Genomic DNA, 11,292 nt, shown 5'->3' on the forward strand with positions numbered 1-11,292 from the left:
TATTGCATAATTACGCAGTAAATTCTAGTTCTAAATGATATTCACCTATTTTTTCCGCTTGAGAGTACAAATCATAATCAATCAAAATGCTTCCTGCAACAGGCTGATCCTTCAAGCTAAAGCGTAAATTACGAGTAAATGTCGTAATTTGGAATAAGCCATAAGGCGTCTTGTAACTAGTATCTAACCGTTCCTGATAAGCAAACTTCAAACGCATTCTAAGTCCACCAGCTCGAATCAATTGGATTTTCCCGTCCGGTTCGACTTTGATCGTCACCGGCACAGGCTCCCCTTCTTCTTGCTCTTCTTTATAACGGATATATAGCGTATCACCGATTTTTACAATTTGACCTTCTAAGTCGAAATAAAAATTTTTCTTTTCCCCAGCTTGATCTACAACTGTTTTCAATTGAATAGATACTGGTGTACCTTGTGATAAATCCATTTAACACACTCTCCTTAATTTAAAAGCGTAGCAGGCTCAAAAAACTCTGACCGAAAAATAGTAAAAATTCAAGAGGACACTTTTTGTCGCATTCAATTTTTGTTTTTTTCCCGAAGAGCTAGCCTGTAAAGCTAAATAATAAAAATGATCTAGTGAATCATTTAAACCAATGCCTCAGCAATCATCTGATCGATTACTAAAATAGTACAGCATTTACCTAATAACAAAGGTTCAATACTTTCTGCTTTTTCTTTACCGCAGCCGATAACCATGACATTTGGGATGTTCACCAAATCTTCCACTTTAATCCCCAGCATTCGATTACTCAGTTCATTGTTCACTGTTTGACCGTTTTTGTCAAATAAGGACGCCACCGCATCTCCTTTGACACCTGTTTCTTTGATTATTTGCATTTCTTTTGTTTCTATATAGCCAAGACGCTTCCAAGTTGAACTTTCATTTGGGTTTCCTACGCCAATAATTGCAAAATCAACATTCTTTGCTTGTTCCATTGCTTTTCCAACTAGTTGTGTATCATTTAAAACCTCCGCTAAGGTAATACTTTCAGCTAATGCAGGAGCATAAAAATATTGACATCGACTATTTAATTTCTCAGCTAAGCGAAAAACTAAATGATTGGTATCAAAATAAAGATGCTCACTAGAAACACCACCCACTAAAGGACAAACATTAGTAGTTGGAAATGAACAGTAGGACATTTCATCGATCATATCAGCTAATGTGGTTCCCCACGATAATCCTACACTCATACCATCTTCTAATCGTTCTTTGAGGTAAAAAGAAGCTGCTCGGCTGACTTCCCGTTGTACTGTTTCTATCAGTCTTTGATCATTTGCAGGTACTACGATTACATCGTCTAACTGATATTTCTTTTCTAAACGCAAACCAAGCTCTACCGCATACGCCGATTCATCTTTGATTGAAATCGATACAATTCCAGCCTCTTTTGCTTGCTGTAAAATTTTAGAAATAACAGGTCGTGAAATCCCCATTTTCTGAGAGATCATCGCTTGAGTCATTCCTTGTTCATAATACATTGTAACAATTTTTAGCATTTTTCTGCGATCTTCACTTATTTTCATAACTACGATCGAACCTCTATCATTAAATTTTCTACCGCTTCAACTAGTGAATCAACTTGAGGTGTTGCAAGGGATTCCAACATTTTTTGCGCAGGCATTGGTACAAATTCCCCACCTAAACGAATAATTGGTGCTTTCAATTGCAGCGCCATTTCTGACTCAGCAATAATTGAGGTGATTTCCCCGCTAAAACCACTGTTTTTAACTGCTTCAGTTACAACAATTACTCGTTTTGTTTTTTCAACAGATCGCAAAATAGTTTCTTTGTCTAACGGTACCAATGTTCTTGGATCTATCACTTCAACAGAAATTCCTTTTTCTTTTAAGATTTCTGATGCTTCCAATGCTTTATTGACCATAATTCCTGTAGCAATGATTGTCACATCATTCCCTATTTGTTTGATATCAGCAACACCAATTGGAAGTGTATAAGGTTCAGATGGAACCTCTGCACTAGTTTTATATAATAGTTTGTGTTCATAGAACATAACAGGATTATTATCCTTTATCGCCGCATGAAGTAACCCTTTTGCATCATATGCATTTGACGGTTGGATGACTTTTAGCCCTGGTATATGTGCCATCCAATTTTCTAAGCTTTGCGAATGTTGAGCTGCTGCTCCTGTACCAGAACCTGCTGCGGTTCGCATCACTAAGGGAACTTTAGCTTTCCCACCGTACATGTAATGAATTTTAGCCGCTTGATTAACAAGTTGATCCATTGCTACAGTAATAAAATCAGAAAACTGCAATTCCATCACCGGACGCATTCCTGTCATAGCAGCGCCCACTGCCGCACCAGCAATTGCACTCTCAGAAATTGGTGTATCTCTCACACGTTTCGCTCCATATTTTTCTTGAAGTCCCTGGGTAGCACCGAAGCCACCGCCATAAACACCAATATCTTCTCCTAAAAGAAAAACACGTTCATCATCAGCTAAGGCTTCATCCATCGCTTCATTGATTGCTTGTAAATAAGTAATTGTTCTCATACTTCATCCTCCGCATAAACATGTGTCCATAAATCATCCACTGTCGGCTCGCTGTCTAACTTCACCGAAGAAATTATATCTGCTAGATCTTTTCGAATCGCGATTTCCAATTGACGAATGTCTATTTCTTGAAGCATCCCTTTTTGAATCAGTTCTTTTTCCAAGCGAAAAATCGGATCATTATTTTCTTGCCATTCTCGACATTCATCTTCTGAACGATAAATTAACTTATCTGACTTAGAATGTCCTTTATGACGATAAGTCAGTGCTTCGATCAATGTAGGACCGTCGCCTTTTCTCGCTTTTTCTACTGCGTTATGAACCGTTCTAGTTACAGCTTCCAAATCATTCCCGTCAATGGTTATTCCTTCAATACCATAACTTTTTCCTCGTTCAGAAAGTTTATCAATATTAACCATCTGCTCAATTGAGCTACTCATACCGTATTGATTGTTTTCAATGAAATATATAACTGGCAACTGCCATATAGAGGCTAAATTTAATGCTTCATGGAAACTACCCTCATTTGTAGCACCATCACCAGCATAACATAATACCACTTGATCCGTTCCTTGCATCTGAGCGCTTAATGCAGCACCTGCCGCAATAGGAAAGCCCGCGCCAACGATACCGTTTGATCCTAAGTTTCCCACATCTAAATCAGCAATATGCATACTACCGCCTTTACCTTCATTTGTGCCAGTTTTTTTCCCAAGCATTTCGGCAAACATACTTCTGATATCTGTTCCTTTAGCAATGCAATGTCCATGATTTCTGTGTGTTGATACGATCCAGTCACTCTGTTTTAAAATCCCTGCTCCCCCAACGGCAGTTGCTTCTTGTCCAGTGCAGAGGTGCATCGTACCATACAGCTCTCCAGTATCAAAAAGTTCTTGAATCATTTCTTCAAAAATACGGATTTCCCACATTTTTTTCAAAGCATCAATCTCATTAATCCATTTAATTTCCTTGTTATCGATCATATTCCGGCTCATTTTCTCACTCCTTTACATTTGTTCTCCTGTTAATCATATGTAAATATTTTATAGTTTTATTTAGCCGATAGCAAGATTTTCTCGGTATTTTTTTGATTTCTTTAAAAATTCCTAGTTTTCCTAGTTTTTTCTATACGGATAAGCATGTTTTTTCTTGTAAATCGTTTATAATAGAATATGGAGGTGGAAACTGATGTTATTTCACGATGAAGAAGCGATGTTATTTTGTATGCATTGCCAAAAAGAAACACTCCATGACATTGAATATATGAACGACATTATTTCGAGCATTGCATGTGAGGAGTGCCATAACCAAATGAGCATCGATATTGATGCAATGAATCATTTTTATCATTATCTATATGAACGCTTAGTCTCTAAACCTGGTCGCTTAACTGAAGAAGCTAGACAAGATTTCAGTAAATTTTTAGCCACCATGCCAATGAGGATTATTAGTAAACCAATGCGTTTTACGAACGAATATAATCGAATGAATAAAGAAGTGAAAGACTACGTCTCTCGCGCAAAACAGGATGAAGAATATGATGACTAATTTAAATCAGCTTTTTACCACCAACCAACTATTCTTATATGATCAGGATTGTTTGACGGAAAAAGATTATTTCCTCCCCTTTGCATTAACAGATACTTTAACAACTTTTTCTGGGATCAATCAACAACCGATCATTCATTTTTGGCAACTTGATCAAGTAATGATACTTGGCATGAAAGATACTCGAGTAACTGATTTAGATAACGGGTTGATTTCTTTAAAACAAGATGGCTATAATGTTGTGGTTCGTAACGCTGGAGGATTAGGTGTGATTTCGGATGAAGGGATTTTAAATGTATCACTAATTCTGCCAAACCCACTTAAGAAAAAAATCAGTATCGACGAGGCATACAGATTTATGTGGAGTTGGATCAAGCGTGCATTTGAGGATTCAACTCATGCTATTGAAGCTTTTGAAATTACTGAGTCTTATTGTCCAGGTACCTTTGATTTAAGTATTGACGGAAAAAAATTTGCCGGCATTGCTCAACGACGTGTAAAAGACGGCATTGCTGTGATGATTTATTTGAGTGTTAATGGAGATCAACAAAAACGTGGCGAAAGTGTTCGTCGCTTTTATCAAGCAAGTTTACATGAACATTTCGGTAAAAATGGCTATCCCCCGGTTAATCCATCTGTAATGGCAAACTTAGAAGACCTGTTGCAACGCCCCTTAACAATCGATGAAGTCAAAAAACAATTAATTGACGTATTGTTAGACGATGTGCCTGTAACTATCGATGAACAAATGTTGCCAAAATTATTAACGTCAGAATGGTTTATGTCTGAAATCGATAAACAAATGAATAAAATGAAACAACGAAACCTGTTATTGAATTAGCTAGATTTAAATGGAACAATAGGATTTCCATCGTTATGTTTAATCATATTCATCTATAAAAAACACTTGCGAGAAAACATCAGCTCATAAAATATTCGCTGTGTTTCACAGCAAAGGAGTGAAACAATGTCAACGCCTTATAAGTATCAAATTTTACCGATTGAAAAAGTCTTTCGAGACCCTGTTCACAATTATATTCATGTACAACACCAAGTGATTTTAGACTTGATTAACTCAGCAGAAGTACAACGTTTGCGCAGAATCAAGCAATTAGGTACCTCTTCATTCACTTTTCACGGCGCAGAACATAGTCGTTTTGCTCATTCTTTAGGTGTTTACGAAATCACTCGACGAATTTGTGATATCTTTCAACGTAATTACTCAAGTGAACACTTAGGAGAGGAAGGCTGGGATGATAGCGAACGTTTGGTTACCCTTTGCGCCGCTTTACTTCATGATGTTGGTCACGGACCCTATTCCCATACTTTTGAACATATTTTCAACACTGACCATGAAGCTATTACAGTAGAAATCATCACTTCTCCTGAAACTGAAGTCTTTCAAATTTTAAATCGTGTTTCAGCAGATTTTCCCGATAAAGTAGCCAGTGTAATCACTAAGCAATACCCTAATCCACAAGTTGTTCAAATGATTTCCAGTCAAATTGACGCTGATCGTATGGATTATTTGTTACGCGATGCTTATTTTACAGGAACTGAGTATGGTACTTTTGATTTAACCAGAATTTTAAGAGTGATCCGACCTTACAAAGATGGGTTAGCTTTTGCTATGAATGGTATGCATGCTGTGGAAGATTATATTGTCAGTCGTTATCAAATGTATGTGCAAGTCTATTTCCATCCTGTTTCTCGTGGTATGGAAGTTATTTTAGATCACTTGCTTCATCGGGCAAAAGAACTGTATGAACAACAACCAGAAGATTACCAACTACACTCTCAATTACTTGTTCCTTTTTTCAAAGGAAACTTTTCTCTGCAGGAATATTTAAGATTAGATGATGGCGTTCTTAACACTTACTTTACTCAATGGACGTCTTTGCCTGATCCGATTCTTAATGATTTAGCTAATCGCTTTTTAATACGTAAACCGCTAAAATCTGCTACATTTTCCGGTAATCGTGATTCTGTGACCATCCGTCACTTAAAATCCTTGATTGAAAAAGTTGGTTATAATCCAAAATATTATACTGCCATCAATTCAAGTTATGACTTACCTTATGACTTTTATCGACCAGAAAAAAATAGCCATCGAACACAAATTGAAATTATGCAAAAAGATGGTACACTGATCGAGTTATCCAAAATTAGCCATTTAGTTGCAGCATTAGCAGGACAAACACAAATTGATGAACGTTTTTATTTTCCAAAAGAAATGGTTGACCCAAAAAGGCAACAGCATTATGATTTGTTTGATGACACTTATCGTGAATTTGCTTCGTACATTCATAACGGTGCATTAGTTGAAGAGAAAAACTAAAATATATATCCACTGGAGGAACTTATGTCAGTCAAATTAGTTGCAATAGATATCGATGGAACCTTGCTTGATTCCAACAGAAAAATCACGCCCAAAGTGAAAGAAACACTAAAAAAAGCCAATGAAAAGGGCATATTTATCGTTTTATGTACTGGACGTCCTTTGCCAGGTGTAAAAGAACAGTTAGCAGAGCTAGAGTTGTATGGAGATAATGATTATGTGATCACTTACAATGGTTCTTTAGTACAATCAACTAAATCTAATGAAATCATTTCCCAATATACATTAAGTTATGATGACTTTTTGGAAATTGAACTAATGTCGCGGAAAGTTGGCGCTCATCTCCATACGATTGATGACCAAGCGATTTATACAGCAAACCGAGACATCGGCAAATATTCTGTACATGAAGCATACCTAGTTGATATGCCCTTGAAATACCGTGCAGTCGATGAAATGACACCTGATCTATCAATTATTAAAATGATGATGATTGATGAACCAGAAGTTTTGGATAATGCGATCAGCCAACTTCCAGAAGCGTTCATTAACAAATATACAACTGTGAAAAGTACCGATTTTTACTATGAAATTTTAAACAAAGAAGCAAGTAAAGGTAACGCTCTAGCTAAGCTTGCGGAACACTTAGGTATTTCACAAGAAGAAACGATGGCTATTGGGGATAATGAAAATGATTTATCTATGATCGAATATGCTGGAATTGGTGTTGCAATGGGAAATGCAACTGAAAGTGTGAAGCAGGCTGCAGACGTTCACACAACCAGTAATGACGAAGATGGAGTTGCGGAAGTTTTATTAAAATACATGTAATGAAATTTCTACAATTTCAATAAAAAAACAAGAAAATAATTTAAAAAAGCCAATTATTTTCTTGGCTTTTTTATTTTTGCGATGTCCATTTTTCTACTGCCCATTTATGACTTCCTCGTTTTAACAAATCAATCCCCTCATTGACAGAAACCCAGCGAATTGTATTTGTTTTTTCTAATGGTTCACAAATTTGTCGCCAATCATCTGCAACAAAAAAATAACCTGGATTATAATAGTCTGTATTGCGATGTCTTGAATGAAAATATTCATCCGCTTGTCCAAGGTATTCACCGATAGTCACTTCAACACCCAACTCTTCAACCATTTCTCGATGAATTGCTTCTTCTTTTGTTTCTCCGTGTTCAATTTCTCCACCTGGTAAAAAATATGCTCCATTTGGCGCTTGAACTAAGACCATTTCTGCCCCTTGACTTCTTGAGACAATAATATATGCCCCTAACCTTTTTTTATATACCAACATTTCCGATTTCTCACCGAATGACGGTGTGCTCATAAAAACAACTCCCTTTTCTTTTAACCTAATATTACATGAGAATTTTCTAATGAACAAGCGATAACTTATCATTTCACTCACAATATCTACAAAGACTATGCTACTATGAACACATCCGCAAATTTTCCCATCAGATTTGCGTATTATCTCCACTTATGAAAGGAAGTTGATTCATATGAAAATGGCTCACACTTGTGTTCGTGTCAAAGATTTAGAAGCATCATTAGAATTTTATCAAAAGGCATTCAATTTTGAAGAAAGCCGCCGTCGTGATTTTCCAGAACATAAATTTACTTTAGTTTACTTAACATTACCTGGTGATGGGTATGAACTAGAGCTTACGTATAATTACGATCACGAAGCCTACAACTTAGGCGATGGCTACGGTCATATCGCTATTAGTACGGATGAAATTGAGAAACTTCACGAAGAACAAAAAAATGCGGGATTCACAGTTACTGACATGAAAGGTTTACCTGGAACTCCTCCATCATACTATTTTATTACTGATCCTGATGGGTATAAAATCGAAGTTATTCGTACGCGTTACTAGTAGAAAACGGTTGTTCATGTTTTAGGTTAATCCTAATCTGTGAATGACTGTTTCTTTTTGACACTTCATAAAAATGTATTTATCCCCTTTTTTTATAAAAAAGTGATAAACTATTATTCTAGAGATTAATTGAGGACGTGATCAAATGAAAAGTGTTATCGGCATAGCAGCCAACCAAATTATTCAATCCGTTGATGTTTTTAACGGCAACCATGTAAGTTATACCCCTCAAGGTTTTGTTACAGCTGTTCAAAATGCAGGAGGATTGCCAATTGTTTTACCTATAGGAGCAGAAGAAACAGCAGAAGCTTATATTTCTAAAATCGATAAATTATTATTAGCAGGTGGTCAAGATATCTCACCAGATTTCTTTGGTGAAGATCCTCACCCGAAACTTGAAGAAACCAATCGCAACCGTGATCTGTTTGAAATAGCCTTGATTAAAGAAGCGGTTAAACAAAAAAAACCAATATTCGCAGTTTGCCGAGGGATGCAATTGCTTAATGTCGTTTTAGGTGGAACTTTATATCAAGATCTTTCTTTATATCCTGATTGGAAAGTTAAACATGGACAGCAACCTACTCAACCTCAATTTGCTACACATGGAATTCAAATAGAAAAAGCTAGCTCTCTTTATCCGCTATTGGGAGAAGACTATCGTGTTAATTCTTATCATCATCAAGCAATTAACAAACTAGCCGCGCCTTTGAAGATTATTGCAAAATCCTCTGATGGTATTGCAGAAGCTATTGAATCAGTCGATGCAAAACAACGAATATTAGGTGTCCAATGGCACCCAGAACTTCGATTTGATATTGAATCAAAAGAATTTAACCTCTTTGATTACTTTGTGAATCAACTATAAAAAAAGAAAGGTAGCAGATTGGTTGACCCCACTCTCTACCTTTCTTTTTTATAACTAAACCAAACTAAAAATCAAATTTTTCGGGATTAGAGCCGAAACGTTCATTTTTATTTAGTTGATTGATCTGTTTTATATCCTCTTCGGTCAATTCAAAATCAAAAACATCAATATTCTGTTTAATGCGATCTTGATGGACAGATTTTGGAATAACAATAATATCACTTTGTAAATGCCAACGAATAATCACTTGTGCTGCCGTTTTATTGTATTTTTTACCAATTTCAACTAAGGTAGCATTTTCTAGAATTTTACCTTGACCTAATGGGGACCAAGCTTCAACAGCAATATTTTTCTCTGCTAAAAACTTACGCAACGGTTCTTGTGTCAATGCAGGATGAAGCTCAATTTGGTCAACCATTGGTACAATTTCAGCGGTAGTTAACAAATCATCAATATGATGCTCATGAAAATTAGAAACACCAATCGCTTTAGCTCGTCCACTACGATAGATCTCTTCCATAGCACGCCAAGAATCTTTATATTTATCTTTTACTGGCCAGTGAATTAAATACAAATCAACATAATCTAAGCCAAGTTTATTTAAACTTTCATCAAAGGCTTTGAGCGTTGTTTCATATCCTTGATCTGTATTCCACAACTTGGTTGTTACGAAAATTTCTTCTCTGGGAACATCAGACTTACGAATTCCTTCCCCTACACCAACTTCATTTTTATAAACGGCAGCAGTATCGATTAAGCGATAACCTGCATCTAACGCCCATTTTACTGAATCAACAGCTTCTTCCCCATCTTTCACTTGCCATACCCCTAAACCTAAACGTGGGATAATCGAACCATTGGCTAATTTTTTTGTTTTTTCAAATGTCATTATTTGTTCATTCCTTTCAAAAAAAGTGTTTACATTCATAGTATACTCCTTAAATAAGCATTTGGAAAACGCCTAAACTATATAGCCAGGGTGTTTTATTCAATTTCGTCATCAAGTATAGAAATCTCATACTCGGTAGCTTATGATAAAGAATGATTCTATCTTATGTATGAAAGGCTGATTCCAATGACACTTGATTTTAAAAAACATATCGATAATTACCTTGAAGAGCGAAAAACATTTAGTAATATTTCCAAAAAAACGTTAAAAGCATACTATTCTGACTTGATCAACTTACACCAGTTTTGCTCTATAAATAATTATTCTTACTCTATTGGTATTTCTAAGTATATCAATGAATTCCAACAAACATTAAAAGCAACAACGTTAAAAAGGAAAATTGTTGTCTTTAAAATGTTTTATCGGTACTTAACAAATGAAAATTTAATGGATATTCAATTGGATTCAAAACCAAACTTTAACTACTATTACATCACTCCGAGAAAATTACCTAAAATAGTATCACCCGATGAAATAAATACAATATTAAAGAAAATGTATTTACTTCAATCAACTAAATTGACACCGTCAAAACGCAGAAATCTTATTCGTGATACCGCATTAATTGAACTCTTAATTGCCACTGGAATTAGAATCGGAGAAGCACATGCTTTAAATATCGTTGATTATAAACCTAAAAGTCGCTTATTGTTGATTAAAGGAAAAAATCATAAAGAACGGTTGATTTATATCTCCCCATTTGAAACAAATCATGCATTAGCTGAGTATCTTAAAGCTAGAGAAGAATATAAGCCTAAATCAAATGCCATTTTTCTAAATAAATATGGGAAACGTCTGTCAATTTATGGTATTGAAAATATTTATTCGAAATACCGAGATTTAGCGAATATCGCCCCTTCCTCTACTCCACATCACTTGCGACATACATTTGCAACAGAACTATTGTCAAATGGAGCGGATATTCGAGAAGTTCAGGAGCTACTTGGGCATTCGAGTATTGTTACAACACAGATTTATACTGCAGTGAGTACAAATCAAAAAATTAAAGTATTGGATACTTATAATTTGAGGAATAAATTACACCCAAAAACCTCCGAATAACTATAAATTATTTGGAGGTTAAAAGTATTGAGTATTCAATTTGATTTTTGGAATAGTAAATTTAATCAATTCAAAAATTCTATAAAAAAAGA

At 35.5% G+C, this 11,292-nt stretch carries 13 protein-coding genes; 7 read left to right on the plus strand and 6 right to left on the minus strand.

Annotated features, from left to right (window positions below; translation table 11 throughout):
• Positions 1–10 precede the first annotated feature (10 nt).
• The 4 genes from BCR23_RS03705 to BCR23_RS03720 form a co-directional block, all read right to left on the minus strand.
• Positions 11–445, minus strand: a complete 435-nt coding sequence (locus tag BCR23_RS03705; RefSeq protein WP_069634158.1) for a YwiB family protein — start codon at positions 443–445, stop codon at positions 11–13.
• 161 nt (positions 446–606) lie between these two features.
• The gene (locus BCR23_RS03710) at positions 607–1,548 is read right to left on the minus strand and encodes a sugar-binding transcriptional regulator (protein WP_069634159.1); all 942 of its coding nucleotides are present in this window, start codon (positions 1,546–1,548) and stop codon (positions 607–609) included.
• A 2-nt stretch (positions 1,549–1,550) separates the two neighbouring features.
• On the minus strand, positions 1,551–2,540 hold the full coding sequence (locus tag BCR23_RS03715; protein ID WP_069634160.1) for an alpha-ketoacid dehydrogenase subunit beta: 990 nt from the start codon (positions 2,538–2,540) through the stop codon (positions 1,551–1,553).
• Positions 2,537–3,535: a thiamine pyrophosphate-dependent dehydrogenase E1 component subunit alpha gene (locus tag BCR23_RS03720; RefSeq protein ID WP_069634161.1), complete on the minus strand. Its 999-nt coding sequence runs from the start codon at positions 3,533–3,535 to the stop codon at positions 2,537–2,539. Before BCR23_RS03720 ends, BCR23_RS03715 begins: the two co-directional genes overlap by 4 nt.
• 193 nt (positions 3,536–3,728) lie before the next feature.
• Between BCR23_RS03720 and BCR23_RS03725 the strand changes: the two genes are divergently transcribed.
• From BCR23_RS03725 to yidA, 4 genes are all read left to right on the plus strand, one after another.
• On the plus strand, positions 3,729–4,088 hold the full coding sequence (locus BCR23_RS03725; RefSeq protein ID WP_069634162.1) for a hypothetical protein: 360 nt from the start codon (positions 3,729–3,731) through the stop codon (positions 4,086–4,088).
• On the plus strand, positions 4,081–4,929 hold the full coding sequence (locus BCR23_RS03730; protein WP_069634174.1) for a lipoate--protein ligase family protein: 849 nt from the start codon (positions 4,081–4,083) through the stop codon (positions 4,927–4,929). The genes BCR23_RS03725 and BCR23_RS03730 overlap by 8 nt, the downstream gene beginning before the upstream one ends.
• A gap of 126 nt (positions 4,930–5,055) precedes the next feature.
• Entirely contained in the window at positions 5,056–6,426 is a 1,371-nt protein-coding gene (locus BCR23_RS03735; RefSeq protein WP_069634163.1) for an HD domain-containing protein, read from the plus strand.
• Between the two features lie 24 nt (positions 6,427–6,450).
• Positions 6,451–7,257: a sugar-phosphatase gene (gene yidA, locus BCR23_RS03740; protein ID WP_069634164.1), complete on the plus strand. Its 807-nt coding sequence runs from the start codon at positions 6,451–6,453 to the stop codon at positions 7,255–7,257.
• A 70-nt stretch (positions 7,258–7,327) separates the two neighbouring features.
• On the opposite strand, the gene BCR23_RS03745 is transcribed toward yidA, so the two are convergent.
• Complete coding sequence (locus BCR23_RS03745; protein WP_069634165.1) at positions 7,328–7,771, minus strand: NUDIX hydrolase; 444 nt, start codon at positions 7,769–7,771, stop codon at positions 7,328–7,330.
• 175 nt (positions 7,772–7,946) lie between these two features.
• Between BCR23_RS03745 and gloA the strand changes: the two genes are divergently transcribed.
• On the plus strand, positions 7,947–8,324 hold the full coding sequence (gloA, locus tag BCR23_RS03750; RefSeq protein WP_069634166.1) for a lactoylglutathione lyase: 378 nt from the start codon (positions 7,947–7,949) through the stop codon (positions 8,322–8,324).
• Positions 8,325–8,469: 145 nt separating this feature from the next.
• The gene (locus tag BCR23_RS03755) at positions 8,470–9,189 is read left to right on the plus strand and encodes a gamma-glutamyl-gamma-aminobutyrate hydrolase family protein (protein WP_069634167.1); all 720 of its coding nucleotides are present in this window, start codon (positions 8,470–8,472) and stop codon (positions 9,187–9,189) included.
• A 64-nt stretch (positions 9,190–9,253) separates the two neighbouring features.
• On the opposite strand, the gene BCR23_RS03760 is transcribed toward BCR23_RS03755, so the two are convergent.
• Entirely contained in the window at positions 9,254–10,078 is an 825-nt protein-coding gene (locus BCR23_RS03760; protein ID WP_069634175.1) for an aldo/keto reductase, read from the minus strand.
• 186 nt (positions 10,079–10,264) lie between these two features.
• Between BCR23_RS03760 and BCR23_RS03765 the strand changes: the two genes are divergently transcribed.
• Positions 10,265–11,200, plus strand: a complete 936-nt coding sequence (locus BCR23_RS03765; protein WP_069634176.1) for a tyrosine-type recombinase/integrase — start codon at positions 10,265–10,267, stop codon at positions 11,198–11,200.
• Positions 11,201–11,292 lie beyond the last annotated feature (92 nt).

This window comes from Enterococcus quebecensis, assembly GCF_001730365.1.
GTDB lineage: Bacteria > Bacillota > Bacilli > Lactobacillales > Enterococcaceae > Enterococcus_L > Enterococcus_L quebecensis.

Excerpts from the sequence above, each read along its gene's own strand:
- BCR23_RS03735 (WP_069634163.1), top strand. The coding sequence starts at position 5,056 with ATGTCAACGCCTTATAAGTATCAAATTTTACCGATTGAAAAAGTCTTT.
- BCR23_RS03725 (WP_069634162.1), top strand. The coding sequence starts at position 3,729 with ATGTTATTTCACGATGAAGAAGCGATGTTATTTTGTATGCATTGCCAA.
- yidA (WP_069634164.1), top strand. The coding sequence starts at position 6,451 with ATGTCAGTCAAATTAGTTGCAATAGATATCGATGGAACCTTGCTTGAT.
- BCR23_RS03730 (WP_069634174.1), top strand. The coding sequence starts at position 4,081 with ATGACTAATTTAAATCAGCTTTTTACCACCAACCAACTATTCTTATAT.
- BCR23_RS03720 (WP_069634161.1), bottom strand. The coding sequence starts at position 3,535 with ATGAGCCGGAATATGATCGATAACAAGGAAATTAAATGGATTAATGAG.
- gloA (WP_069634166.1), top strand. The coding sequence starts at position 7,947 with ATGAAAATGGCTCACACTTGTGTTCGTGTCAAAGATTTAGAAGCATCA.
- BCR23_RS03715 (WP_069634160.1), bottom strand. The coding sequence starts at position 2,540 with ATGAGAACAATTACTTATTTACAAGCAATCAATGAAGCGATGGATGAA.
- BCR23_RS03765 (WP_069634176.1), top strand. The coding sequence starts at position 10,265 with ATGACACTTGATTTTAAAAAACATATCGATAATTACCTTGAAGAGCGA.
- BCR23_RS03760 (WP_069634175.1), bottom strand. The coding sequence starts at position 10,078 with ATGACATTTGAAAAAACAAAAAAATTAGCCAATGGTTCGATTATCCCA.
- BCR23_RS03755 (WP_069634167.1), top strand. The coding sequence starts at position 8,470 with ATGAAAAGTGTTATCGGCATAGCAGCCAACCAAATTATTCAATCCGTT.
- BCR23_RS03710 (WP_069634159.1), bottom strand. The coding sequence starts at position 1,548 with ATGAAAATAAGTGAAGATCGCAGAAAAATGCTAAAAATTGTTACAATG.
- BCR23_RS03745 (WP_069634165.1), bottom strand. The coding sequence starts at position 7,771 with ATGAGCACACCGTCATTCGGTGAGAAATCGGAAATGTTGGTATATAAA.
- BCR23_RS03705 (WP_069634158.1), bottom strand. The coding sequence starts at position 445 with ATGGATTTATCACAAGGTACACCAGTATCTATTCAATTGAAAACAGTT.